Genomic DNA, 22,534 nt, shown 5'->3' on the forward strand with positions numbered 1-22,534 from the left:
GCCGAATCGACTATGAACAAGTTTTGAAGCGATTTTCGCGGGCAGGTGGGGGCCATGACGCTCGGACAGCGACTCGGCCAGGGCGACGAGACGGCCCTTGAGGAGTGCTACGCCGTTCTCGGCCCCCTGGTCCGCCGGCACGTCCTCCGGCTGGTGCCATGCCACGCCGTGGACGACGTCGTGCAACTCGTCTTCCTGGAGGTCTGGCGGTCGCGGGGCCGCTTCGACCCGGCACGCGGCCTGGAACCCTGGGTCCTGGCCATCGCGCGGAAGCGCGCCATCGACCAGTTGCGGGCCGAGGCGCGCCACTCACGCAGGGCGGTGCCGCTGGACGACGCCGCCCGCGTGCCCGACGCCGCTCCGGCCGTGGACACCGCGTGCGACGTCCGCAGGGCGCTGGCCGACCTGCCGGCTCCGCAGCGGCAGGCCATCGTGCTGGCCCACTACGGGCAGCTGACCCAGCGCGAGATCGCCGACCTGCTGGCCGTCCCGCTCGGCACCGTCAAGGCGCGCACCGCCCGCGGCCTGCACCGGATGAGGGACATGCTATGACCACCGCGCATCCGCGCGCCCGGCTCGCGGTGTCCAGTTGCCTGCTCGGCGCCCCCGTCCGCTACAACGGCGGCCACAGCCGCGACCGGTTCCTCACCGACGTGCTCGCGCCCCACGTCGACTGGGTGCCCGTCTGCCCGGAGATGGAGATCGGGCTGGGCGCGCCCCGTCCCACACTGCGGCTGCACACCGGTGGACGCATCGTCACCAAGGACGGCGCCGCCGACCACACCGAGGCGATGACCGCGCTGGCCGGGAACCGCATCCCCGATCTCACCGACCTCGACGGGTACGTGCTCAAGTCGCGGTCGCCCAGTTGCGGCCTGATGAACCTGCCGCGCTACGCCTCCGGGCGACCCGGCGAGCGCACCGACGGGCAGCCGGTGGACCGCCGCGGACGCGGCGTGTTCGCCGATGTCATCACGCGGGCCCTCCCTGATCTGCCCGCCGAAGAGGACGGACGGCTCCACGACCCCGTCCTCCGCGAGAACTTCGTCGAACGCGTCTTCGCCCACGCCCGCCTCCGCGTCTTCTTCGCCGCCGACTGGCGCCCCCGCGATCTCGTCGCCTTCCACAGCCGCCACAAACTCCAACTCCTGGCGCACGACCCGTCCGCCTACCGGGTGCTCGGCCGGATCGTCGCCCAGGCGGGAACCGCCGCCCGCGCCGACCTGGAGACCGAATACCGCCGCCGCTTCAGCGAGGCGTTCGCCGTCCGTCCCAAGCGCGGTCGCCACGTCAACGCGCTCCAGCACATCCTCGGAATGCTGAGCGAGCACCTGAACGACACCCGCCGGCACGACATCCTGAACGCCATCGAGACCTACCGGCAGGGACGGGCACCGCTCAGCATCCCCATCGCCCTCCTTCTCCACCACGCCGAAGGCGAAGATCTCGACTACCTGGCCCAGCAGACCTACCTCGACCCCTACCCGGCCGACCTCGTCCTCCGCCACCACCTGTAGGCCGGGCCCTCGTCGTTGGTGGACGTTCAGCGCGGTTCGATCGCGACGCCGTGGGAGGTGAGGATCTCCACGAGGGTCTCGTAGGTGACCGCCGGTGCGTGCCGGCGGCGGTCGTGGCCGGCGACGAGGTACCGGCGGGCCACCGCCGAGTCGCGCCAGACCAGCCGGAAGGGCGCCGTGGCGCCGAAACCGCCGGTGAGGCAGTCGTGCAGGGCGTCGAGGTTCCAGCCGAAGTAGCCGCCCGGGCCGTTGACCGCCTCACCGATGGCGCAGTAGAAGCCCTCGACGTCGGTGACGAAACGGCCGTCCAGGTGGAAGACGGTCCCCGCCGGTCGGTCGGGGGAGTCGCGGCGGCGATGGGCCAGCGCCACCCCGGCCCACTCCAGCCGCAGCGCGCGGTCATAGCGCGCCCACAGGTTCCGCTCGGCCGGCCGGCCGTTGAACCACAGGTCCAGGATGCCGCGGGTCCCCGCCGGGCGCGGCTCGCGTGGCTCGCTGGCGATGGTGACCTCGACCAGGCCGGCGCCGAGGGCGGACGGGACGCTGGACACCAGCGTCCCGGAGACGACGCCCTCGACCAGCCGGACCGCCGAGCCGTCGGCGGCGACGGCCGCCACGTCCGCGGACACGCGGCGGCGGCGCAGGCCCGCCTTCGTCGTCTGGTGCACCGCGGCGATCGCGGTCAGCAGCGGCGGCTCGGGACGGCAGCCGACCAGGGTGACGTGCGGGATCGGCGGCTCGGCGGACTCCCGGAACACGCCGGTGATGTCGGCGCAGGTGCCGCATGGCGCATCGTCCGAGCCGGTCAACACGAAAGGGGTGACGTCGTTGGGGCGGCTGATCTCCTCGGTACGGTCGTGCACATCGACCAGGCCCTCCAGGTCGATATCGACATGCTCCGGGGACGTCGGTGACGGTCGGTGACCCATGACGGTCAGGTCGACCAGCCGCTCGCCGATCCACCCCCACGCCGCGGGGCTGTCGGGTGCGGCCGACAGTTCGAGGTCGCCCAGCCACGCCCCTTCCGGCTCCGCGGCGCCGGCGTCCATGGCGTCGAGGACGCGGGCGAGCGCGCCGTCCGGCGCGCAGCCCAGGAGCGTGAAGCGTTCCCGCCGCCTGGGCGGAAGATCGACGAACAGCCCTTCGATGTCGGCGCACAACCCCAGGGCGTCATCGCCGGGGAACTGCGGTGTGCCGGTGGATCCGACGAGCAGCCAGCGGGGCGCGAAGGGCCGATCCCACGTCCATCTCCGCTGCCATGGATCATCGGCTCGGCCCGTGCTGTCGATCACCACGCCTGCGACCGTACCGCCGACCGGCCGACGCCCGGCGGCCGACCGGCGGCACGGGTGTGGCGTTCGAGCAGATCGGGGGCATAGTGGCCTCATGAAGTACGTGTTGCTGATCTGTGACGATGAGACGGTGTCGCCCACCATGGAGGAGATAGCAACAAGCCCGGCATATCAGGCATATGGGGCAGAGGTGAATCGGCGGGGAGCCAGCCTCGGCGGTGCGCGGCTGCGTCCGGTGGCGGACGCGACGACGGTCCGGGTCCGTGACGGGGAGACGCTGGTCTCCGACGGGCCGTTCGCGGAGACCAAGGACTTCATCGGCGGCATCGACATCATCGAGTGCGCCGACCTGGACGAGGCGATCGCGATCGCGGCGACCCACCCCTACGCGGGCCGGGGTTGCGTCGAGGTCCGCCCCGTCTGGGAATGACAGCGCCGCAGGCGGTCCGCACCGCGGTCGACGCGGCGTACCGGGACGAGTGGGGCCAGGTGGTCGCCACGCTCATCGGCCTGACCGGGGACTGGGACCTGGCGGAGGACTGCGCGCAGGACGCGTTCGCCGCCGCGTTGGCGACGTGGGAGCGCGACGGCGTTCCGGCTCGTCCGGGGGCGTGGCTGACGACGACGGCACGCCACCGGGCGACCGATCGGCTGCGCCGGGACGCGACGGGGGCGGCGAAGCTGCGGCAGCTCGCCGTGCTGGAGCGCGATCCGGCCCAGCCGCCGGCCGAGGAGATCCCGGACGAGCGGTTGCGGCTGATCTTCACGTGCTGCCATCCCGCACTGCCCTTCCCCGCCCGGGTCGCCCTGACGCTGCGGACGCTGGCGGGGCTGAGCACGGGGGAGATCGCCAAGGCGTTCCTGACCGCCGAGCCGACGATGGCGCAACGCCTGGTCCGCGCCAAGCGCAAGATCGTTGAGGCGGGGATTCCGTACCGGGTCCCCCCGGCGGAGCTCCTGCCGCACCGGCTGACGGCCGTCCTCGCGGTGCTGTACCTGATCTTCAACGAGGGCTACGACGAGGAGGACGGGCGCAGGGCGCTGGCCGCCGAGGGGATCCACCTCGCCCGGACGCTGGTCCGCCTGATGCCGGCCGAGCCCGAGGCGCGCGGCCTGCTGGCGCTGATGCTGCTGCTGGAGGCCCGCCGCGCGAGTCGCACCGACGGCGGCGTGCTGGTCACGTTGGAGAACCAGGACCGGTCCCGGTGGGACCGCGCACTGATCGACGAGGGCCTGGCGACGCTCGACCAGGCACTGGCCGTGCGGCGCTCCGGGCCGTACCAGGTGCAGGCCGCGATCGCCGCCTGCCACGCCACCGCGCCCGACGCCGCGGCCACCGACTGGCCGCAGATCGCCGCCCTCTACGCGGGGCTCATGCGGCTGGCGCCCTCCCCGGTGGTGGCCCTCAACCGCGCGGTGGCGGTCGCGATGGCCGACGGCATCCCCGCCGGACTCGCGCTCGTCGACGAGCTCACCGAGTCCGGCGAACTCGACGGCTACTACCTGCTGCCCGCGACACGGGCCGATCTGCTGCGCCGGGACGGCCGCCTCGCCGAGGCCGCGACGTCCTATGAGGAGGCGCTGAGGCTGGCACCGACCGACGCCGAACGGCGCTACCTGGCGGGCCGCCTTTCCGAGCTCTGACCGGCACAAGAGCCGGCGCGGCCAAGATTTTCAAAGTTTCCTCCCGGTCGATGTCGATCCCGGGCGGCCTCCTTCGTCGGTGGGGCGAAACCACCGAGAGAGAGGCAACGACGATGCAGGACACCGAGTACCTGACCGCCGCCACGACCGTCGATCGGTCGCCGGAGCAGGTCTTCGCGGCCGTCACCGACGTCCGCGGCTGGTGGAACGAGAACCTCATCGGCCACTCCGCCGCCCTGCACGACGAGTTCGTCTTCACCGACGACACCGAATACGCGGGGGAGACCGTCCGGGCCAAGAAGGGCATCCGCTTCGCCCGGTTCCACATCACCGAGTTCGTGCCCGGCCGGCGGGTGGTCTGGCACGTCGTGGACTCCGACCTCACCTTCGTCGACGACCGCGACGAGTGGACCGACACCCGCGTTCTCTTCGACATCACCGCCGACGCGCAGGGCACGACGCTGCGTCTCACGCACGAGGGCCTCAGCGCGGAGGAATCCGCCTGCTTCGAAGCCTGCTCGCGCGGCTGGACCTTCTTCATCACCAAAAGCCTGCCGCAGTTGCTGACCACCGGCACAGGCCGGCCCATCGCGAGCTACCGCTCGACCACCGCGGGCTGAAAGGACACCGAACCCATGCCTGACACTCGAAGCCCCTTGGACACCGCCGCGGTTCCCTTGGCCTCCGACCGCCGCAAGAAGCCGGGCCCTCGCCACGGGCTCGTCCTGACGATGACGTGCGCCGCCATGGCGATGGTCGGCCTCGACATCGCCATCGTGAATGTGGCCCTTCCCTCGATCCAACGAGACCTCAGCATCAGCCAAGGCGGTTTGCAGTGGGTCGTCGTCGCCTACGGTCTCCTGCTCGGCGGATTCCTCCTCGTCGGCGGCCGGATGACCGACCTGCTGGGACGGCGCCGCGTCCTGCTCACCGGCCTCGGCCTGTTCACCGCCGCGTCGCTGGTGGCGGGTCTGGCGCAGCACAGCGCCGTGCTGATCACGGCCCGCGGGCTCCAGGGGCTGGGCGGAGCGCTCATCGCCCCGGCGGCCCTGTCACTGCTGGCCGTCACCTTCCGCGAAGGGCCGGAACGCAACCGGGCCCTCGGCATCTTCGGGGCCGTCGCCGGAGCGGGCGGGACGGTCGGCGTCGTCGCGGGCGGTCTCATCGCCGACGGTCCCGGCTGGCGGTGGGCGTTCTTCATCAACGTTCCCGCCGGCCTCGTGCTCATCACCCTCGCCATCGCCTGCCTTCTGGCCGACGAGCCGGGTGGCCGTTCCGGACGGCTCGACGTCACCTCGGCCGGCACGGTGACCGGCGGACTGCTGACGTTCGTCTACGCACTCCACCATGCCTCCACCCACGGCTGGACCTCCGCCGGCGCGATCGCCTGGTTCGTCGGGGCCGGCGTGCTGATGGCCGTGTTCGTGTGGTCGGAGAAGCGTTCACCGGCGCCGCTCGTCCCGGCCAGGGCGCTGAAGAACCGCACGCTCGTCGCGGCGAACGTCACCGCCCTCCTGGGCTTCGGCGCGCTCTTCTCGTTCATCTTCCTCGGTTCGCTGCTGATGCAGCAGAAGCTCGGCTACACGGCGACGCGGACGGGTCTGGCGTGGCTCGCCACGACGGTGACCTCGTTCGCGGTCTCGTGGACCGCCGGTCGCCTCGCGGCCGCCGTGGGCGTCCGCCGCCTGCTGGTCACCGGCCTGGCGCTGTTGACCGTCGGCATGGTCTGGCTGGTCCGGATCCCCGCCGACGCCGCCTATCTCACCGACCTGCTCCCGGCGTTCCTCATCGCCGGACTCGGCTTCGGGATCTGCGGTCCCACGCTCCAGATCGGCGCGCTCTCCGGCGTCACCGAATCGGAATCAGGACTGGCATCGGGCCTGCTCGAAACGATGCGCGAGATCGGCGGCGCGGCGGGCGTCGCGGCCGTGTCCACGGTCCTCGTCTCCGGAACCGGCCTCGACGGCTTCCGCACCGCGTTCGCCGCCATCGGGATCCTCGCCGCTCTCGGAGCCGTCGTCGCGGCGACCGGGTTCCGGCGCGAGTCCTGACCGTTTCCGTCCCCGGCCCGCGCCCCCACGCGCCGGGGACGGAAGACGCGGGACCGGTGACGCGCTGTTCAAGGCCGAAAAGTTCCAGCAGGCGGGCCGCGCGTAGCCAAGGAGATCTACTGCGATTCGGCCTCGCGGATTCAGGCGGGGCGCGGCGTTGCCGCCGTTCGGTGCGTCAGGCCGTCGAGGATGAGGGCCAAGCCGGCTTCGAAGGCCGACTCGTAGTCGATTCGCGGGACGTCGGCCGGGAGATCCGCGCTGTCGCCGGGCGGGGTGTCCGCCTGTTCTTCCAGGACGCTGCCGACGGTGAAACGGCCGGCGGCCAGCATCGCCATCTGCGCGTCACACTCGGGCACGCCGGAGGCGACGAGGAACTCCATCTTGCGGCGGATCCGATCGAGGTCTCCGGTCGGGGTGCTGCCGGCATGGAGTCGCGCGCCGTCGCGGCGCCCTAGGAGAGTGCGCCGGAAGCTACGCGTGTTGTCGAGGAACCATGCGCGCCAGTCGTCGTCGGGGGTGGGCAACGGCGCGGTCGTGTGGGGCGCCATCGCGGCCTCGGCCATGGCGCCCAGAAGTTCCTTCTTGGTGCGGAAGTGCCAGTAGAGCGACGGCTGCTCGACGCCGAGTCGCCTCGCCAGCCGTCTGGTGCTGACGGCGTCCAGCCCGACCTCGTCGAGCAGGCCGAGCGCCTCGGTGACGACGGCCTCACGGTTCACCTTGGTCATGTTGACAATCTATCGCCGATAGGTGACGCTGAAGAAAATCATTCACCGATAGGTTTTGGGTGGGGGACATGGCACGGTCTCTGCGGGTCCTCGTCGCGGGCGGCGGGGTGGCGGGACAGGCCCTGGCCTACTGGCTCGTCCGGGGCGGCCACCGGGTGACCGTCGTCGAGCGCTTCCCGGCGCTGCGGGCCACCGGGGCGCAGGTCGACCTCCGGGGTCAGGGCATCGAGGCCGTCGAGCGCATGGGGCTCCTCGATGCCGTGCGCGGCGAGCTCGTGGACGAGGCGGGCGTCGCCTTCGTCAACGCCTCCGGCAAGGCCAGGGCGACGATCATGGCCAACACCTCCGGCCGGGGCCGGCAGAGCCTGACGTCGGAGTACGAGATCATGCGCGGCGACCTGGTACGCATCCTCCACGACGCGTCCAGGGAGGGCGCGGAGTACGCGTTCGGCCTGAGCGTGGACGGCTTCACGCAGGACGAGCACAAGGTGCTCGCGCACTTCTCCGACGGATCGTCCGGCGAGTTCGACCTCCTGGTCGGAGCGGACGGGCAGGGCTCGCGCATCCGGCGGGCGATCCTCCCGGACGGCTTCGACCCCTACTGGCGGGTCGGCATCCACATGGCCTACTGGTTCGTCCCGCGCATCGCGTCCGACAGCGACATCCGGGACACCTACATGGTCCCGGGCGGTCGCCAGATCATGCGCCGCAGCCACAACGCGGCCGAGACGCAGGTGTACTTCGTCATGCGGGAAGTCTCGGAGGAGGCATCGGCGATCCATCGAGAGCCCGTCGAACGCCAGCGGGAGTTCTGGGCCGGCAGGTTCCGTGACGCCGGCTGGCAGACCGAGCGGTTCATCGAGGGCATGAAGGCCGGCCCCTTTTTCTACTCGCAGGAGATCCTCCAGGTGCGTACCGACACCTGGTCCAAGGGGCGCGTGGTTCTGGTCGGTGACGCCGCGCACTGCGCCTCTCCCTACAGCGGCATGGGTGTTTCCGGCGGGCTGGTCGGCGCCCATGTCCTGGCCGGTGAGATCAACCGGCACCCGGATGACCTGCCGGCGGCGTTGGCGAACTACGACGCCGTGCTGCGGCCTTTCGTCGACGAGATCCAGGCCGAGGTGAATCCGCGCATCCTGCGCCTGGGCATGCCCATGACCCGGCGGGCGATCGGCGCCTTCCTCTCCGCGACCGCGCTGGCCTGCTTCCTGCACGTCCCCGACTTCGTCGCGCGCCACTCGAAGAAGGACCGCGGGGGCGACTGGCGCCTCCCGGAGAGCCCGGTACCGCTCCGTCCTCGCGGACGGTGAGGGTCGGGCGCCCCTGCCTATCCGCTCAGCACGCGATCGAGCGCTGCCCGGCCCGCGGGTCCCCATGCCGGTTTGCCGCCAGGGAGGCCGCGGTCTCCGTTCTCGCCCATCAGCATGAGGAACAGGCCCTTCAGAGCGGCCAGCCCGCGAGCGCGCCGGATCGTCCCCTCGTCCGCGTGCGCGTACGCGTCGAAGAAGCGCGCGGCGGCGCCGGCGGGGAGGATCACCCATGCGGCCGCCAGGTCCCAGGCCGGATCTCCGGCGAACATGTCCCCGAAGTCGATCACGCCTGCGAGCGTCCCGTCCGCGACCACGACGTTCGCGGGATGGAGGTCCCCGTGCACCCAGAGCGGCGGGCCCTCCCACTCGGGCGCCGCTACGGCGTCGTCCCAGACGGCCCGGACGTCGTCGGCGATGTCGTCGGGGACGACGGCGTGGAAGAAGTGGTCGAACCCGTCGGTGCACTTGCCGGGGTGGTCACCCCGGTCCTCGCTGATCGGCGCGTCGTCGGGCGCCTCCACGTGGAGCGCCCTGAGGAAGCCCGCCAGGGTGTCGGCCGCGTGGTCGCCGCGGCTGATCGAGGTGTGGTCCAGCGGCTCCCCGTGGACCCACGTCATGACGGTCCAGGGCCTGGGGAACCGGGCGGACGGCTCACCGATCCGTACCGGGGCGGGGATCGGAAGCGGCAGGCGCCCGGCCAGGACGGGCAGCCACCGGCACTCCTTGCGCTGCTGACCCACGGCGCCTTCCATGCGCGGCATGCGCACGGCCAGGTCGTCCCCGAGGCGCCACATCTGGTTGCCCCACCCGCCCGCCACTTCGCGGACGGCCGGCCCCGCGAGGTCTGGATGCTGCTCCCGCAGCAGGGCGTGGACCAGGTCGGCGGTGATCTCGAAGTGGGAGTCGGTCATGCGGGATCACTGTACTGCGGTGGGCATGGCGGCTCTCGATGACCTCTGGCGGGGGACTTCGGCACGGTTGACAGGATGGCAGTGATGGCACGTCCCCGAGGGGTCGAGGACACGGTGATCCTCCGCGCGACGGTCCGGGTCATGTGCCGGGTGGGGCCCGCGGGCCTCACGCTGGCCGCCGTGGCGCGCGAGATGGCCCGACGAGCGCGCCGGTCGTACGACTCGGCGCTCGGGGCCCTGGCGGCGTTGACGGCGGAGTCGGCGGCGGAGATCTCCACCCCGGAGAGCTACGCCAACCACCTGGCGTTCCTGTGCATGGATCTCGGCGATCCGCAGCTCTACGAGCGCGCGCCGGCCATTCACCGCACCCAGGCGCGGGTGATCGAGGACCTGCTGACGGAGGCGGCCGATACGGGCGAGCTGCGCGCCGGAACCGACGCCGCGGCGCTGGCGCGCTCCGTCCAGGCGATCACCGCCGGGGCGGGCCTGACCTGGGCGCTCGACCGTGAAGGCACCCTCGAACAGCGGCTCCGGCGAGAGCTCCGTGTCGTGCTGTCCCCCTACCTTCCGCCTCGGCACGACCTGGAGGAATCATGACGACCGACGCGCGTCCGCTCGCCGGAAAGGTGGCCCTGGTCGCCGGGGGCACCCGAGGCGGCGGACGGGGCGTCGCCGTCCGCGTCGACCACGGTCGTCCCGATGAGGTCCGCTCCCTCGTCGACAAGATCGCCGAGCGGGCCGGGCGGCTCGACATCCTGGTCAACCCGGTGTGGGGCGGAGACTCCCTGACGGACTGGGAACACCCCCTGTGGGAGCAGGATCTGGACGCCGGCCTGCGGTTGCTCCGGCAGGCGGTGGTGACCCATGTGATCCACGGACCAGCCCCTGGGCGCGGGCGGGGTTGACGAAAGCGCCGGTGTGGGACGCAATGTTCGTGCGCCGGGTGCCCGGCCCAGCGCCAGCGGGGAGCCGATCATGCGCGCCATGGATTCCGATGACGCCAGACTGCTGGGGATGGCGCTCTTCTTCGGGTGCGTCGGCCTCGGCATCATCCTGTTCAGCCTGCACGAGATGAGGGAACTCGCCCGGCTATCCGACCACGGCATCACCACCACCGGAACGGTGATCTCGAAGAGGACCGAGCCGAGGGGCCCGGCGGGTACCCGCACGGTCGTCAAGGTGGCCTTCACCGCCTCCGACGGGACGCGGCACGTGGTGGACGACGAACACGGCGACCACCCGGTGGGCGCCAGGATCGCGGTCGTCTACGATCCGGACGATCCCGATCGGGCCAGGCCCCACGACACGTCCTCGGGGGGCCGGTGGCGGTTCGGCGTCGTCTTCGGCGTGCTGTTCCTGATCTTCACGGAGGGAATGGCCCTGGTGATCTTCCGGGAGGGGCGGCGCGCGGAACCGGCCGGCTCCCGCTGAACCCCGTGTGAGATGTGTCTCGGAAGGCGCGCCGACGTCACATCCGGGGTCCGCGAAGCCTCTTTCCCAGTATGGAGACTTTCGCGACCCCGGCGCGGGAGACGGCGGACCTCGCGTTCGTCCACGCGGCGCACGACGCCTTCCGCCGCGACGTGGACCGGCTCGCGGCGGTCGTGGCGGCGGGCAAGGACCGCGCGCCGCATGTCCGCGCGGGCTGGGAGAACCTCAAGGAGCAGCTCCACCTGCACTTCCAGGTGGAGGAATCGCTGCTGTGGCCGCGCGTCGCGCGGGCGGTGCGCGGCAGGCCCGTGGAGCTGGCCGTCCTCGCGGACGTCCAGGAGGGGCACGCGCGGATCGAGCCGCTGGTGGTCGCGGTCGACGCCGCGCTGGAGCAGGACGACCCGTCCGACCGCGCGAACCTGGAGGCGGCGGTCGCGGCGCTGCGGACGGCGCTGGACGTCCAACTGCGGCATGAGGACACCGGCGCGCTGCCGCTGGCGCGCTCGGTGCTCGGCCCGGAGGAGTGGCGGGGGCTCCGCGACGCGCTCCGCCGCGAGTGCGGGACGCACATGACCCGCCTCGTCCCGTGGATCGTGGACGGGATCGGGCCGATCGAGCGGAGCCGCTTCCTGACCGCGCTGCCCAGGGCCGTCCAGGAGGACAACCGGCTGACGTGGGAGCCGAGGTACCGCAAGCGGCGCCTGTGGAGCGTGTGACTCAGTCATGCAGGACGCCGAACAGCGTGACCCACTGGTCGGGGTGGACGAACGCGACGACGGTGTCGCGGGGGAGCCTGGCGGCGCGGAACGCCGCGTCCAGGCGCCGCCTCGGATGGGCGGCGCGCAGTGAGGCGTGCAGCGTGCCGCCCCTGCCGCCGAACCCGAGGGTGACGCACCGCCGGTAGGCGTCCATGGCGGACCCGGGCAGGAGCGCGTGCTCGCGCCGGTCGAGCCGCAGGATCGCCGAGTCCACGCGCGGGACGGGGCGGAAGCCCTCGCGCGGGACGCGTTCGGCCGGCCGCCAACCGAACCGCGGCCACGTCTCGACGGTGAGGCGGCTCCAGCGTCCGTAGCCGCCGGTGCGCTTGCGGGCGTACTCCCACTGCGTGATGAGGGTGGCCGACGCCAGGCCCGGCGCGTCCAGGGCCCAGCCGACGATCCGGGACGTGGCGGAGTAGGGGATGTTCCCGGCCAGGTGGAACGGCCCGCCGGGCGGCCGCGCCCGGAGGAAGTCGCCCCGCACGCAGGTGACGTTGCCGAGCCCGCGGCCGCGCAGCCGGGCCGCCCACACCGGGTCGACCTCGTAGGCGATGACGCGGTCGGCGCGGTCGGCCAGCGCGGCGGTGACGCGCCCGTCGCCCGCGCCGACCTCGACGACGAGGCCGCCGGGACCGTCGCCGACCATGCGCGCGTAGCGGCGGATCAGGTCGCGGTCGGCGAGGAAGTTCTGGGAGAGCTCGCGGCGGGCGCGGTCACGGGCGGTCCGCCCCTTCGCCGCGCGCCGGTGATGGGAGATGCGTTCGTTCACGGTCGCCGTCCTTGGCGTCCGGCCATGGGCCGGGAGGACGGACGGGCCGCGCGCGAGGCGGCGCCGAGGAGCGCGGGGGTGCCCGGCGGGCCCGTCCGAGATGGTCAAGGGCTCGGAGGCCCTGGACGGCGTCGGGCGGCACGGGCGACGGAACGCGCGGCTCGGCGGTCAGCGGCTGAGGCGGCGTTCAGGAGGCGGGGCGTCCCCGCCGGGAGATCAGGCGTCGGCGCGCACTGGGCGGTCCAGGGCGGGACGGCACCCGCGCGGCCGCACATAGGCGGCGGCATGGGCGGTCCCCTGGGCCGCGATGTTCACGTAACATCCCACGCGCCCACCGTAGGGGCACGCGCCGACCTGACTCAAACGGTTTTCGGTCGGTCCGCGCACCACCCTCCCGATGGCGCATTCGGGCAGGTCAGAAGCGGCAAAGCCGTTTAAAGACGCTGTCAAGGGGCTATGACGGTAGGCGTATGGAGACCGGGACCTCGCCGGGACCACGCCGGTGCGGGCCCGGCGGTTGAGGAGGACCGTCTTGCGGAAAGCGCACGAGATGCAGATGGTCAGGGTCGGGGAGTCGGGCCTGGAGGAGTGGGTGTGCCCCATCTGCGGCCGACGCCTGATGCTCCGATGGCCCCCGAACTACGAGAAGCGCGTGATCGAGCCGGGCGACGAGGAGGCCGGTCACGTGGGCGCCCTGGAGACGCCCGCCGTGAACGCCGGGGCCTGCGAGCGCCGGTGGCTGCGCGAGACGGGCCGGGACCACCACACCGGGCACGCCGAGGCGATCTGACCCGCCGGTGTGCGAGGCCGGAGCCGCGTGGCCCGGGCCCCGCACGTCCTCGGCCGTCTAGAAGGGGTGCGGGGCGATCTCGCCGCGCATCGTCACCCACTGCGACTCGGTGAACGCCTCGATGTTGGCGTCCGGGCCGCCGAACCGGGACCCGTTCCCGGACGCGGCGAGCCCCCCGAACGGTACGACCGGCTCGTCGTTCACGGTCTGGTCGTTGATGTGCACGAGCCCGGTGGGCACGGCGTCGGCGATCTTCATGGCCTGGCCGACGTCGCCGAGGATGCCGAGCGAGAGGCCGTACTCGCTGTCGGCCGCCAGCGCGATCGCGTCGTCGGCCGTCGCGAACGGCACGACGGGCGCGACCGGGCCGAACACCTCCTGCGCGTACGCGGGCATGTCCGGGGTGACCTCCGCGAGCACGGTCGGGCGGTAGAACAGCCCCTCGTGGGTGCCGCCCGCCGCGAGCCGCGCGCCCGCCGCGACGGTGCCGCGCACCAGCTCGTCCACGTGCGCGAGCTGCCGCTCGTCGATGATCGGGCCCAGCGCGACCGGCCCGGCCGCCGGGTCGCCGACCGGCAGCTTGTCGGCCTTGTCGGCCAGCGCCGCGACGTACTCCTCGTGCAGGCTCTCGTGGACGAGGTGCCGCCCCGTCGTCATACAGATCTGCCCCTGGTGCAGGAACGACCCCCACGCGCCCGCCGACACCGCCTTGGACACGTCCGCGCCCGGCAGCACGATCAGCGCGTTGTTGCCGCCCAGCTCCAGGTGGGCGCGCTTGAGCAGCCGCCCGCACACCTCGCCGATCTTGCGTCCGGCGGGGGTGGAGCCGGTGAAGGACACCACCCGCACCTCGGGCGCGGCCACGACCGCCTCGCCCGCCTCCAGGCCGCCGGGCAGCAGGTGCAGCAGGCCCTCGGGCAGCCCCGCCTCCTGGAACACCCGCGCGAGCACCACGCCGCCGCACACCGCCGTGCGCGGGTCGGGCTTCAGCAGCACCGCGTTGCCCAGCGCCAGCGCGGGCGCCACCGACCGCATCGACAGGATCAGCGGGAAGTTGAACGGCGAGATGACGCTCACCACCCCGGCGGGACGGCGCCGCGCGAGGCTCCAGCGCGGCTGCGCCGACGGCAGCACGAGCCCCTGCGGGTGCGAGGCCAGCGCCGCCGACTCGTAGCAGAGGTTCGCGGCGAAGTGCGCTTCGAGCTCGGCCTTCGGCGGGATCGACCCGGCCTCCCGGACGAGCCAGTCGCGGATCTCCTCGGCGTGGTCCTCGAACAGCCGTCCGGCGCGGCGCAGCACGACCGCGCGCTCCTCGTAGGTGCGGGCGGCCCAGTCCCGCTGCGCGGCGGCGGCGGCCTTCGCGGCGGCGGCGACGTCCGCGCCGTCCGCCTGGCCCAGGCTGCCGAGCGTGCCGCCGGTCGCCGGCTCGACGACGTCGTAGACACCGCCCCGGCCGGCGGACCAGCCGCCGTCGAAGATCTTCCCCGTCCACAGGGCGGGATCGAGCAACGTCATCGTTCCTCCTCAGATACGCGCGCGGGGACCACGGAGGTCCCCCTCCCCACCCTGACCATGCCCGACGCGGCGGGAAACATCAGCTTTCCACTGAATGGAACCCCGCCGGTGTGATCTTGTGCCGCGCCCGCGCGGCGGCCCGCCGGGCCGCCGGCACCACCAGCGCCGCGCCCCAGCGAGACCGCTCCCGCGACCACCGCGCCGAGCCGCAGCCCCGCCGCGTAGGGCGGCCCGTCCGCCGCGCCGCCGGCACGGGCCGACAGGTGAGCCGCACGCCGCTGCCCCCCGGCCCGGGCGCGGCCGTCCGCGCCGCTTCTGCTCGGGGCGCTGCCGCCGGCGCGCCCACCGCGGCTGCACCTGGCCCTCGCCCCGCGCCTCCGCCCCTACGGAGGAGGAGACGACCCGACCGGCGGCCTTCAGCGGAAGGAGTCGCGGTGGTCCTCGGCCCACCGCTGGAAGGTGCGCGCCGGTTCCCCGGTGATGTCGGCGACGGTCGAGGTGACCAGCGTCGAGGCCGCGCGGATCTCGGCCGCGCCCAGCAGCGCGTCCACCAGGACGGGCGGGCGGCCGTCGGCCAGCATCCGCTCCCGCGCCCGCTCGACCGGGACCTCCTCGAAGCGCAGCTCGCGGCCGACCGCCGCGCCGATCGCCCGGACCTGCTCGGGAGGGCCGATCACCTCCGGCCCGGTCAGCCGGTGGGTCGCGCCCCGGTGGGCGTCGCCGGTGAGGACGCGGGCGGCGACGGCCGCGATGTCGCGCGGGTCGACGACCGCCGTCGCGGGCATGAGCGGGCCGCGCACCGTCCCGGTGGTGCGGATCTGGTCGGCCCAGCCCAGCGTGTTGCTGGCGATGGTGTCCGCCCGCAGGACGGTGTGGGAGGGCCCGAACTCCGCGACCAGGGCCTCCATCCCGGCGTGCAGCGTGAAGATGGGGTCGTGCCGTTCCTCGGGGCGCCCTCCCACGCCGATCGAGGACAGGTAGACCACGTGCCGCGCGTGCCGGGCGATCGCCTCCAGCACCTCGCGCGCGCCCTCGGTGGTCAGCATCGGCCACACCAGGAAGACCGTCTCGACGCCGGTCAGCGCGGCCTCCAGCCCTGGGCCGTCCTTCAGGTCGCCGACCGCGACCTCGACACCGGCGGGCAGGTCGGCCTCGGCCGCCTCGTCCGGACGCACCAGCGCGCGGACCCCGTCCGCCCCCACGGCCTGGAGCTGGGACAGCACGTGCCGTCCGACGTTCCCCGTTGCCCCGATCACCAGGATCATCGTCCTACCCCCATATCGTCCTACCAGGTCAGGTCGCTGACGAGGGTGCTGCGCGAGGCTGCGCCCGACAACTCAGACGGCCCACATCGACCAGATTCGACACCGCATAGGCTGTGGTGGTGAAAACCGACACCGCCGACGCGTTCGACCGGCGGCTCGTCCACGCGCTCCAGCTCGACGCGCGCGCCCCCTTCAGCCGCGTCGCCGACGTGCTGGGCGTGTCGGACCAGACCGTCGCGCGGCGCTACCGGCGGCTGCGCTCGGCGGACCTGCTGCGGGTGGTGGCGGTGCCGCCCGCCAACTTCTACGGCCACGGGCGCTGGATGCTGCGGCTGCGCTGCGCCCCCGGCGCGGCGGGCGCGATCGCCGCGGCGCTGGCCCGCAGGGACGACACCGCCTGGGTGCAGCTGGTGTCCGGCGGCACCGAGGTCCAGTGCATCGTCCGCGCGCGGGGGCCGGGCGAGGGCGAGCACCTGCTCCTGGAGCGCCTGCCCCGCACCGGACGGCTGGTGGACATCGCCGCCTACTCGCTCCTGCACACCTACTACGGGTCGCCCGGCCGCGTCCGGCTGCTCAACGCCCTCACCGAGCAGGAGGCGGAACGGCTCGGCCCGGGGCCGGAGGCGGCGACCGGCGCCGAGCCGGCCGACTGCGACGCCGACGACCTCCACCTGCTGAACGCCCTGGCCCGGGACGGTCGCGCCCCGCTGGCCGATCTCGCGGCGGCCACCGGCTGGTCGCAGTCGACCGTCCGGCGGCGGATGGAGGAGTTGCGGGCCGGCGGCGCGCTCCACTTCTACGTCGAGTTCGACACCGCCTACCTGGGCTACCGCACGGGCGCGCGGCTGTGGGCCTCGACCGCGCCCGCCGACCTGGAGGCCACCGGACGGGCGCTGGCCTCCCACCCCGAGATCGTGTTCGCCGCTGCCACCACCGGCCCCACCAACCTGGTCGCCACCATCGTCTGCGCGGACACCCACGACATGTACCGCTACCTCACCGAGCGCATCGCCGCGCTGCCCGCCATCACCCACGTGGAGACGACCTCGATCATCCAGACCCGCAAGCGCCTCGGCCGCCCCCTGCCCTCCCCCTGAGGCCGGGCGCCTCACGCCGGGTCGATGTCGTGGGGACGCGTGGCGAGGACCACCAGGGCCCCGGCGACCGCCAGTGCGGCCAGGACGGTGCCGAACGTGGTGGCCCCGCGGGTGAGGCCGACGGCCTCGCTGAGGTAGCCGGTGGAGACGGGCAGCAGGCCGGCGGGCAGGTAGCCGCCCACGTTGAGCGCGGCGTTGGCCTCGGCCAGGCGCTCCGCCGGGACGTTGGAGTTGAGCAGCGACAACCCGCCGAGCTGCCCCATGCCCTGCCCCGCGCCCGCGAGCAGGGCGGCGGCGACCAGCACCGCGACCGACCCGGTGTGGACGGCGGCGACCAGGGCGCCCATGGCGGCGAGCGTCGCCCCGGCGCCGGTGAGCAGGATCGTGCGGCGGCGCAGCGACCGGACGGCGAACTGCACGGCGGTGGAGGTCAGGAACATCGCGAAGGCCATCGCGCCGGCGACGATCCGGTTGGTGGTGTCCAGCAGGCCCGACAGCAGCGAGGGGCCCAGGGACAGCACGAACGAGGTCGCGGTGATGCCGGGGGCGAACACGGCGATGCCCAGGATCAGGTGCCGCCGGTTGGCCGCGGGCACGCGCGGCAGGCGGACCCATGACCCGGAGCCGGGCGCGGGCGGCCGGGGGAGGGGCATGCGGAGCACCGTCAGGACGGCGGTGGCCAGCAGGACGGCCTCGACGAGGAAGACGGTGACGGTCGGGCCCGGCACGGTCTCGGACAGGACGCCCGCCAGCAGCGGCCCGAGACCCGCGCCGAGCACCATCGCGCACGAGGCCAGCAGGGCGGCCAGCGGTGTGCGCTCGGGGCCGGCGACGTCGGTGACCGCGGCCATGCCGGCCGACACCACGGCGCCCACGGCGATGCCGCTGAACAGCCGGGCGATGATCAGCGCGGGGACGCCGGGCGCGACGGCGAAGATCGCGCAGGCGGCGAGGGCCAGCCCGAGCGCCGGTACGAGCACGCGCCTGCGGCCGAGCCGGTCGGAGGCGACGCCGGAGACCAGCAGGGACCCCAGCAGCCCGGCGATGTAGGAGGCGAAGATCACCGTCAGCGTGCCCCGGGAGAAGCCGAGGTCGCGCTGCCACAGCACGTACAGCGGGGTCGCGGCGTTGGACAGCACGAACACGGCGGTGACCGGCCAGGCGGCCAGCCAGATCCAGGCGGTGGACCCCCGCTCGCGGGGCGCGGGGGAGGACAAGGGCAGGCGCGGTGACCGCGGTGACAGGGTCCGGCTCGATGACATGCGTGTTCTCCCAGCACATCGACAGTACGACTTGAGTCGAATAGGTTCGAGTGCGTTCGAACATAGCACGTAGTACGATCGGAGTCGTACAGCAGTCGACATTGGGGGAGGGCCGCCGTGGCCGCGACCGTGACCGAGGTTCCCGCCGTCCGGGAACTGCCCGAGCCGGACGGCCTGCCCGAGCCGCTGCCCGAGCCCGCGGTCGACGACCTGCGGCTGGAGGCGGTGCTGGGCGTGCTGAGCGATCCGCTGCGGCTGGGGATCGTCCGCAAGCTGCTGGTGGAGCGCGAGCGCTTCGACCACACGTGCGGCTGGTTCGGCCTGGACCGGCCGAAGTCGTCGCTGACCCACCACTTCAAGGCGCTGCGCGAGGCCGGGGTGATCAGGCAGCGGCAGTACGGGCTGGAGCGCCGCAGCCACGTCCGCACCGCCGACCTCGACGCGCGCTTCCCCGGCCTGCTGGACCTCGTCGTGGCCTGGACGCCGCCCCCCGCCTGACGGCCGCGGCGGACGTCAGGCGGCGGACTCCGGCCACTCGGCCTTCAGCCGGGCTCTGTCCTTACTTGTGGACGGTGATGCAGGGTTTCGCCGGGCCGGCGATCGTCCAGCTGTTGCACAGTTCGGCGTTGTGGCGGAACTTGCGCCCCTTGCCGCGCCAGGTGAGCTGTGCGGAGTGGTGTTTGTCGGCGCAGTACTTCTGGTTCGTGTGGAACCGTTTCCCGTCCACCCAGAACCGCCCCTCGCTGCACAGGTACTTGTAAGGCTCCTGGGTGTGCTCGAAAGTGGTGGCCCAACTCTTGACGTACAGGCCCTTGCCGTTGACGTTGACGCACACCCTGCCGACCCAGGCGGTTTTCTCACACTTCTTGGCGCTCTTGGTCTCGGCCCTGTCGGACAGGATGAGCGTGCCGGCCGGTTCGCCGGTCCGGGAGTCGAAGACCGTCATGGTCTGGGAGCCGGCCCGCCCGGCGGCGACGCCGAGGCGGGCGCCTCGGCCAGACCCAGGCCGCCCGCGGTGACCACGGCGGTCACGGCGAGGGCCGCGATACGAGAACGCAAGCGCTTCCTCCGAATGTCCCTGAACTCGAATTCGAGATCGCCGACAATGGCGGAGGTCCGAGCCGCCCGCACGCGGCGGCTCGGACCTCCGGAGAAGAAGACTGCGAAAGCATCGCTTATGTGACATCCCAAACCCGCCAGCCACGATCGGGTTCGATGGCGCCGGCCTCCTTACGGAGTGTCCGCCATGGGACGGCTGTCGACCGGAGCCTCATCCCTCCCCTCGGACCGGTGGCGCCGCACCAGCGCGCACGACGCGGCGCCGATCACGATGACCGCGATGGGCAGCGCCAGCGTCGGCCGCAGCGCGTGGACGAACCCGTGCTCGAACGTCGCCGCCGCCACCCGCTGGACGTGGTGGACGAGGTCCGGTGACGTCCCCGGAGGGGTGTCCGGCGCCGCGCCCCGGCCGCCGCCGACCTCCAGACCGCCCTTGGCGGCGTGGTCGAACCCGGCCACGAACCGGCCGCGGAGGTCCGCTGGGAGTCCGGCGGCCCGCGCGGACGCCTCGTCCCGGAGCGAGCCGGCGAGGCGGTTCTGCAGGATCGCGCCCACCGCCGCGCTCCCGGTGATCGTGCCGATCTGCCGGATCGTGTTCAGCACTCCGGACGCGGCCCCGGCCATCCTCGGCTCCACGTTGCGCAGCGCGACCGTGACCATCGGGCCGAACACGCAGCCGATCCCGAGCCCCGCCACGGCCAGGGGAGGCTGGAGCGCCTGCCAGGTGCGCCCGACGTCGGCGACCGCCGCCAGCCAGGCCATGCCGACCGCGAACAGGGCGAGGCCGGACATCAGGATGTACTTGCCGCCGAGCCGGTCCGACGCGCGTCCCGCGACCGGCGACACCAGCGCCGACAGCACCATGCCCGGCGCCATCACCAGACCCGCCTTCAGCGCGCTGAACCCGAGGACGGACTGAAGGTAGATCATCACCGGCAGGAACAGGCCGATCATCCCGACCTGGACCGCCGCCGACACCACGCTCATGACCGCGAAGTCGCGGTCGCGGAAGAGCGTGAACGGCAGCAGCGGCTCATCGTCCTGCCGGGTGCGCTGGTGCGCCAGGAACACCGCGAGCAGCAGCGCCGCCCCGGCCAGCAGCGCCCAGATCCCGGCGTTCCAGCCGTACCGCTGGCCCTCGGTCAGCCCGAAGGTCAGGCACAGCAGCGCCGCGGTCGCGAGCGCGACGCCCGGCACGTCCAGCCGGTGCGGCCTGCCGGGCCGGACGTCCGGGATCAGCGTGAGCGCCATCACCAGCACGGCCGCGCCGATCGGGACGTTGACGAAGAAGATCCAGCGCCACCCGGCGGCGCTGACCAGCAGCCCGCCGAGCGTCGGCCCGGCGATCGTCGCCACGCCCGCGACCGCGCCCCAGACGCCCAGCGCCGCGCCCCGGCGCTCGGCCGGGAACGTGGCGATGATGATCGTCATCGTCTGCGGCATCAGCGCCGCGGCGCCGAGGCCCTGCACGGCGCGGGCGGCGATGAGCTGGGCCGGGTCCTGCGCCAGGCCGCACAGGACGGAGGCCACCGTGAAGAGCGCCACCCCGGCCACGAACATGGCGCGCGGCCCGCGCAGGTCACCCAGCCGACCGGCGGTGATCAGCAGCGCGGCGAGCACGAGGATGTAGACGTTGATCACCCACAGCACCGCGTCGAGCGAGGCCTCCAGCTTGTCGATCATGCTGGGGATGGCGACGTTGACGGCCGTCAGGTCCAGCAGCGTCATGAAGAACCCCAGGCTGAGCGTCACCAGCACCGCCCAGGGGTCGCCGCGCCACCTGCTCATGCGTGTCCTCTCCTCGTTCCCGTCCGGGCCGGTGGGGGTCAGCCCTTGCCCGGCGCCTGGAGGCTCCAGAGCCGCCCGTCGGGGTCGCGGACGGTCATCTCCTTCGTCCCGAAGTGGGTGTCCTCGAACGCCGTGACCACCTCGACCACCGGGTCGGGGCGGAACGCCTCGGCGTCCTCGACCCTCAGCGCGAGCTGGAGGCGGGGCTCCCGGTCCTCGGGGACCTCGGCGATGAAGACGTAGGGACCGTTCCCGTTGCGGAGCTGGCCGGAGCCGTGGCCGGTCTCGAACTCCAACTCGAAGCCCAGCGCCTGGAAGAACCTGGCCGCCTTGCCCCAGTTGTGGGTCTCCAGGAAGACGGCCTCGAAGCCTTGGGTGCTCATTGCTTGTCTCCTTGTTCCGACGATCGCCGACTCTGCCCGTGGGGGTCGCCGAGATAGGCGCGCAACGCCTCGGCGACCAGGGCCGACAGGGACAGGCCCGACTCGACCGAGTGATGTTTGACCTGCTTGATCAGCCCGATGGGCAGATACACGTTGAACTGCTTGACGTCCTCATCTCCCACGGACTTGATGCTAGCATCCTAGCTGGCACGGATGCTAGCAACCTAGGAACGCCGAAGAGAGGGCGGTTCGGAGAAGGTCAGGCGGTGGGGTGCTCGGGCGAGGTCAGCGCCGTCCAGCCGTGTTCGAGCAGCGCGAACGCGCGGTCGAGGGCGGCGGACGGGTCGTCGCGGTCGGCGGCGAAGGCGGGGACCTCCAGCGCGAGGCGGGCGAGCGCGGCGCAGCCGTCGTCCTCGGGCGGGCGCCCGGCCTGCTCGGCTATCGCCCGCGCCAGCGCGTTCGCGTGCCGCAGCAGCATCCGGCGCGAATGCTCGCGCAGCTCGGGAGTCTCCTGGACGAGCCGCTGGAACCCGCCGAAGCGCGGGTCGCCGGCACGACCGGACGCGGCGAGGTGCGCGCGGATCGCGTCCGGCACCGACCGGCCGGGGGAGCGGCCGGTGACGGCGGCGACCAGGGCGGCCTCGCGGTCGGCGTCCTCGTCGAAGACCAGGGCCTCCTTGCCGCCGGGAAAGTGCTTGAACAGCGTGCTCACCGACACGTCGGCCGCCTCGGCGATCTCGCGGACGCCCACCCCGTCGTAGCCGCGCTCCAGGAACAGCCGGAGCGCCGTGTCCGCGATCGAGCGGCGGGTGGCCGCCTTCTTGCGCTCGCGCCGGCCGGGCCGCGCCGAGGTCTCCGTCATGCGCCCACCCTAGCCCAAACTCGAAGCGGTTCGAAACTCGGAACCGTTTTACTTTCAGAACGATTCTACTTATGCTGGCGGAAGCGGCCCCCGGCACCGGCGGCC

26 protein-coding genes are annotated in these 22,534 nt (G+C 72.9%); 14 read left to right on the plus strand and 12 right to left on the minus strand.

Annotated elements, in window-relative coordinates; translation table 11 throughout:
• The first annotated feature begins 54 nt into the window (after window positions 1-54).
• Together GNZ18_RS12790 and GNZ18_RS12795 are read left to right on the plus strand one after the other, a co-directional pair.
• Entirely contained in the window at window positions 55-552 is a 498-nt protein-coding gene (locus GNZ18_RS12790; protein ID WP_156216514.1) for an RNA polymerase sigma factor, read from the plus strand.
• A complete protein-coding gene (locus GNZ18_RS12795) occupies window positions 549-1,517 on the plus strand; it encodes a YbgA family protein (RefSeq protein ID WP_156216515.1) in 969 nt (322 codons plus the stop codon). Before GNZ18_RS12790 ends, GNZ18_RS12795 begins: the two co-directional genes overlap by 4 nt.
• A 26-nt stretch (window positions 1,518-1,543) precedes the next feature.
• Here the strand turns inward: GNZ18_RS12795 and GNZ18_RS42085 are convergent, their stop codons facing one another.
• The gene (locus GNZ18_RS42085; protein ID WP_312874468.1) at window positions 1,544-2,812 is read right to left on the minus strand and encodes a barstar family protein; all 1,269 of its coding nucleotides are present in this window, start codon (window positions 2,810-2,812) and stop codon (window positions 1,544-1,546) included.
• A gap of 139 nt (window positions 2,813-2,951) precedes the next feature.
• On the opposite strand from GNZ18_RS42085, the gene GNZ18_RS12805 reads away from it, so the two are divergent.
• The 4 genes from GNZ18_RS12805 (at window position 2,952) to GNZ18_RS12820 (ending at window position 6,504) form a co-directional block, all read left to right on the plus strand.
• Window positions 2,952-3,239, plus strand: a complete 288-nt coding sequence (locus GNZ18_RS12805) for a YciI family protein (protein WP_246249807.1) — start codon at window positions 2,952-2,954, stop codon at window positions 3,237-3,239.
• Window positions 3,236-4,453, plus strand: coding sequence for an RNA polymerase sigma factor (locus GNZ18_RS12810; RefSeq protein WP_156216517.1), 1,218 nt, complete (start codon window positions 3,236-3,238; stop codon window positions 4,451-4,453). The genes GNZ18_RS12805 and GNZ18_RS12810 overlap by 4 nt, the downstream gene beginning before the upstream one ends.
• A 113-nt stretch (window positions 4,454-4,566) precedes the next feature.
• Window positions 4,567-5,073, plus strand: a complete 507-nt coding sequence (locus tag GNZ18_RS12815) for an SRPBCC family protein (RefSeq protein WP_156216518.1) — start codon at window positions 4,567-4,569, stop codon at window positions 5,071-5,073.
• A gap of 15 nt (window positions 5,074-5,088) precedes the next feature.
• Window positions 5,089-6,504: an MFS transporter gene (locus GNZ18_RS12820; protein WP_156216519.1), complete on the plus strand. Its 1,416-nt coding sequence runs from the start codon at window positions 5,089-5,091 to the stop codon at window positions 6,502-6,504.
• Window positions 6,505-6,644: 140 nt separating this feature from the next.
• Here GNZ18_RS12820 and GNZ18_RS12825 read toward each other — a convergent pair whose 3' ends face one another.
• Window positions 6,645-7,229 (minus strand): TetR/AcrR family transcriptional regulator C-terminal domain-containing protein, encoded by a 585-nt coding sequence (locus GNZ18_RS12825; RefSeq protein ID WP_156216520.1) that lies wholly within the window; start codon window positions 7,227-7,229, stop codon window positions 6,645-6,647.
• Between the two features lie 68 nt (window positions 7,230-7,297).
• On the opposite strand from GNZ18_RS12825, the gene GNZ18_RS12830 reads away from it, so the two are divergent.
• On the plus strand, window positions 7,298-8,539 hold the full coding sequence (locus tag GNZ18_RS12830; RefSeq protein ID WP_156216521.1) for an FAD-dependent monooxygenase: 1,242 nt from the start codon (window positions 7,298-7,300) through the stop codon (window positions 8,537-8,539).
• Window positions 8,540-8,556: 17 nt separating this feature from the next.
• On the opposite strand, the gene GNZ18_RS12835 is transcribed toward GNZ18_RS12830, so the two are convergent.
• Window positions 8,557-9,450, minus strand: a complete 894-nt coding sequence (locus tag GNZ18_RS12835) for an aminoglycoside phosphotransferase family protein (RefSeq protein ID WP_156216522.1) — start codon at window positions 9,448-9,450, stop codon at window positions 8,557-8,559.
• Between the two features lie 84 nt (window positions 9,451-9,534).
• Between GNZ18_RS12835 and GNZ18_RS12840 the strand changes: the two genes are divergently transcribed.
• The 4 genes from GNZ18_RS12840 to GNZ18_RS12855 all read left to right on the plus strand — a co-directional run bounded on the left by GNZ18_RS12840 (window position 9,535) and on the right by GNZ18_RS12855 (window position 11,597).
• The gene (locus tag GNZ18_RS12840; RefSeq protein WP_216651267.1) at window positions 9,535-10,047 is read left to right on the plus strand and encodes a TetR family transcriptional regulator C-terminal domain-containing protein; all 513 of its coding nucleotides are present in this window, start codon (window positions 9,535-9,537) and stop codon (window positions 10,045-10,047) included.
• Window positions 10,044-10,355, plus strand: a complete 312-nt coding sequence (locus GNZ18_RS12845; RefSeq protein ID WP_216651268.1) for an SDR family oxidoreductase — start codon at window positions 10,044-10,046, stop codon at window positions 10,353-10,355. Before GNZ18_RS12840 ends, GNZ18_RS12845 begins: the two co-directional genes overlap by 4 nt.
• 79 nt (window positions 10,356-10,434) lie before the next feature.
• A complete protein-coding gene (locus GNZ18_RS12850) occupies window positions 10,435-10,881 on the plus strand; it encodes a DUF3592 domain-containing protein (RefSeq protein WP_173390752.1) in 447 nt (148 codons plus the stop codon).
• Window positions 10,882-10,952: 71 nt separating this feature from the next.
• Complete coding sequence (locus GNZ18_RS12855; protein WP_156216525.1) at window positions 10,953-11,597, plus strand: hemerythrin domain-containing protein; 645 nt, start codon at window positions 10,953-10,955, stop codon at window positions 11,595-11,597.
• 1 nt (window position 11,598) lies between these two features.
• On the opposite strand, the gene erm is transcribed toward GNZ18_RS12855, so the two are convergent.
• Window positions 11,599-12,396, minus strand: coding sequence for an ErmE/ErmH/ErmO/ErmR family 23S rRNA (adenine(2058)-N(6))-methyltransferase (gene erm / locus GNZ18_RS12860; RefSeq protein WP_376766269.1), 798 nt, complete (start codon window positions 12,394-12,396; stop codon window positions 11,599-11,601).
• A gap of 544 nt (window positions 12,397-12,940) precedes the next feature.
• On the opposite strand from erm, the gene GNZ18_RS12865 reads away from it, so the two are divergent.
• Window positions 12,941-13,198 (plus strand): hypothetical protein, encoded by a 258-nt coding sequence (locus GNZ18_RS12865; RefSeq protein ID WP_156216528.1) that lies wholly within the window; start codon window positions 12,941-12,943, stop codon window positions 13,196-13,198.
• A gap of 57 nt (window positions 13,199-13,255) precedes the next feature.
• Here GNZ18_RS12865 and GNZ18_RS12870 read toward each other — a convergent pair whose 3' ends face one another.
• Window positions 13,256-14,713, minus strand: coding sequence for an aldehyde dehydrogenase family protein (locus GNZ18_RS12870; RefSeq protein ID WP_156216530.1), 1,458 nt, complete (start codon window positions 14,711-14,713; stop codon window positions 13,256-13,258).
• A 416-nt stretch (window positions 14,714-15,129) separates the two neighbouring features.
• On the minus strand, window positions 15,130-15,978 hold the full coding sequence (locus GNZ18_RS12875; protein ID WP_173390753.1) for an NmrA family NAD(P)-binding protein: 849 nt from the start codon (window positions 15,976-15,978) through the stop codon (window positions 15,130-15,132).
• Window positions 15,979-16,097: 119 nt separating this feature from the next.
• Between GNZ18_RS12875 and GNZ18_RS43640 the strand changes: the two genes are divergently transcribed.
• Window positions 16,098-17,075: an Lrp/AsnC family transcriptional regulator gene (locus GNZ18_RS43640; protein WP_216651269.1), complete on the plus strand. Its 978-nt coding sequence runs from the start codon at window positions 16,098-16,100 to the stop codon at window positions 17,073-17,075.
• An 11-nt stretch (window positions 17,076-17,086) separates the two neighbouring features.
• Here GNZ18_RS43640 and GNZ18_RS12885 read toward each other — a convergent pair whose 3' ends face one another.
• On the minus strand, window positions 17,087-18,292 hold the full coding sequence (locus GNZ18_RS12885; RefSeq protein WP_246249728.1) for an MFS transporter: 1,206 nt from the start codon (window positions 18,290-18,292) through the stop codon (window positions 17,087-17,089).
• Between the two features lie 162 nt (window positions 18,293-18,454).
• Here GNZ18_RS12885 and GNZ18_RS12890 point away from each other — a divergent pair, with 162 nt between their 5' ends.
• A complete protein-coding gene (locus GNZ18_RS12890) occupies window positions 18,455-18,835 on the plus strand; it encodes an ArsR/SmtB family transcription factor (protein ID WP_308166252.1) in 381 nt (126 codons plus the stop codon).
• Window positions 18,836-18,896: 61 nt separating this feature from the next.
• On the opposite strand, the gene GNZ18_RS12895 is transcribed toward GNZ18_RS12890, so the two are convergent.
• The 5 genes from GNZ18_RS12895 to GNZ18_RS12915 form a co-directional block, all read right to left on the minus strand.
• Window positions 18,897-19,283 carry a hypothetical protein gene (locus GNZ18_RS12895; protein ID WP_156216534.1) on the minus strand — a complete coding sequence of 129 codons (387 nt, stop codon included), beginning with the start codon at window positions 19,281-19,283 and terminating at the stop codon, window positions 18,897-18,899.
• A 284-nt stretch (window positions 19,284-19,567) separates the two neighbouring features.
• Entirely contained in the window at window positions 19,568-21,184 is a 1,617-nt protein-coding gene (locus GNZ18_RS12900) for an MFS transporter (protein WP_156216536.1), read from the minus strand.
• 38 nt (window positions 21,185-21,222) lie between these two features.
• Window positions 21,223-21,567, minus strand: a complete 345-nt coding sequence (locus tag GNZ18_RS12905; RefSeq protein WP_156216538.1) for a VOC family protein — start codon at window positions 21,565-21,567, stop codon at window positions 21,223-21,225.
• Window positions 21,564-21,749, minus strand: coding sequence for a ribbon-helix-helix domain-containing protein (locus GNZ18_RS12910; protein ID WP_214619356.1), 186 nt, complete (start codon window positions 21,747-21,749; stop codon window positions 21,564-21,566). Before GNZ18_RS12910 ends, GNZ18_RS12905 begins: the two co-directional genes overlap by 4 nt.
• A gap of 77 nt (window positions 21,750-21,826) precedes the next feature.
• Window positions 21,827-22,429, minus strand: coding sequence for a TetR/AcrR family transcriptional regulator (locus GNZ18_RS12915; protein WP_156216540.1), 603 nt, complete (start codon window positions 22,427-22,429; stop codon window positions 21,827-21,829).
• Between the last annotated feature and the right edge of the window lie 105 nt (window positions 22,430-22,534).

Source organism: Actinomadura litoris (assembly GCF_009733595.1).
GTDB classification, from domain to species: Bacteria; Actinomycetota; Actinomycetes; order Streptosporangiales; family Streptosporangiaceae; genus Spirillospora; species Spirillospora litoris.